The organism is Flavobacterium arabinosi, from assembly GCF_048158725.1.
GTDB classification, from domain to species: domain Bacteria; phylum Bacteroidota; class Bacteroidia; order Flavobacteriales; family Flavobacteriaceae; genus Flavobacterium; species Flavobacterium arabinosi.
This window is the reverse complement of sequence record NZ_JBLNKX010000025.1, coordinates 1-1624: the sequence shown is the minus strand read 5'-3', so window position 1 is coordinate 1624 and position 1624 is coordinate 1. Positions and strand designations below refer to the sequence as shown.

Genomic DNA, 1624 nt, shown 5'->3' with positions numbered 1-1624 from the left:
CTCTTCCCATCCCGAACAGAGTAGTTAAGCCCGCCTGCGCAGATGGTACTGCAGTTATGTGGGAGAGTATGTCGTCGCCTTTCTTTGAAAAGCCTATCTGAAAAGATAGGCTTTTTTGTTTTACAGCGGTGCGACGTGTTCGGCTTTCAGCCTCGGTTCGTCGCCTTTCTTTAAGCTGAACCCGTTTCAGATTCTATTAAATCCTCATCATTCATTTGATGAGGATTTTTTTGATTTTAACTGAATTTTGATGGGTCATCTTCGCGCAACTCAAAAACAGATTTAGGATCACTGTAATGTGATACGGAATACCGGATCAATCCCAAAACCTGTGGAGCGATAAAAATTAAGCATAAATATTAGTTAGTCTAAAAAGGAAGAATTCTGTATTTCTAACACCCCTGAATTGGGATTAATCCTATCCTTTTATTTGATCTAATTTCAAAAATTAGGATTAATGTTGAAAGCTGAATATTTTATTTTTCCGTTTTCAAGTTTTGAAATATAAATTTTCTTTGCTCCTGTTCTATCTGCTAATTGTTCCTATGTTAAATTAGATCTTTACATGCTTTTTTAATATTTAGCCGATTATAAATATCTGAGAGTTTTCTTGGTTTTTATAAGGGCTTTTCGTGTTCAACGTCAATAAGTTCGTCAATTTTTTTTTATCTCATTATGTTTTTCATTGTTTTTTAATATTGATTCATTAATCTTAATAGTTTTTTTTTCAACTCTCCTTTAGGTGTCCTTTGAGTTTTCTTTTAAAAACCATTAAAGAGAATAACTGGCTTGTCTTTATCAAAAATATTCTGTATATATTTGAATTTACTTCGATTTTGATCTCATAAAGACCATTAGTAGTAGTTAGGTGTTTTAGGGAATTTTCCCCGAACTCTATCTATTTGCTTAATCAACGCTAGAGTATACCGAATTTTTTTTCTTTTATCTTTTCATCTTGGTTTTAATAGAACTTAAAAAAATAGTTGTCGTGAAATATAATTTACCTAATCATTTTAAAGAGTTATCTGATAAGTGAACATTTTTTAATTTTAATATTTCCTCACAACTTTTAGGATTGATTCAATCCTTCATTATAGAAGAGGGGGGTAGCTGTCTCTTTTTTTATTTATATAAAGTGCTGTGCTATGATTACAAGTCTTGATCAAGTTGTATTTTACTGCACTTTCTTTTGGGTTTTTCGCTGGTATTCCTAAGGGGGGCGTTGAATTATTCTTTAACTTCAGTATGTTTTTTATTGTAAGTGCCATTCTTGAGTAGTATTTTTGGTTGTTAGAGTAAGAGTTGTTGGAGTAAAGGTCTGTTTAAATCTGGGTATGGAGTAAGATTGAATTGCTAAAGAGGGATTAAGGAAAGTTATAGTCTATATGCTATAGTAGGGAAAACTGGTAATTCGAAGTGTTCAGAGCAAAGAAGACTAAGGGATTCAAAAAATTTTGCAACTCAAGACACACGTTTTTAGTAAGTTAAAATAAAAAGAATAGAATTATTAAAAAAAGGTTTAAAAAAGCTTGTTAAAGCGAATAAAGGGTGTAGTTTTGCACCCGCAATGACGCAGACGTTCTTTAATAAACTGGCAAGTAGTATGAATCTAAGTAGAGAATTT

General features: G+C 31.8%; 1 rRNA gene. It reads left to right on the top strand.

Annotation, left to right across the window (positions count from 1 at the left end):
* Window positions 1-83 (top strand): 5S ribosomal RNA (gene rrf, locus ACM55K_RS17450); the annotation flags it as partial.
* Between the last annotated feature and the right edge of the window lie 1541 nt (window positions 84-1624).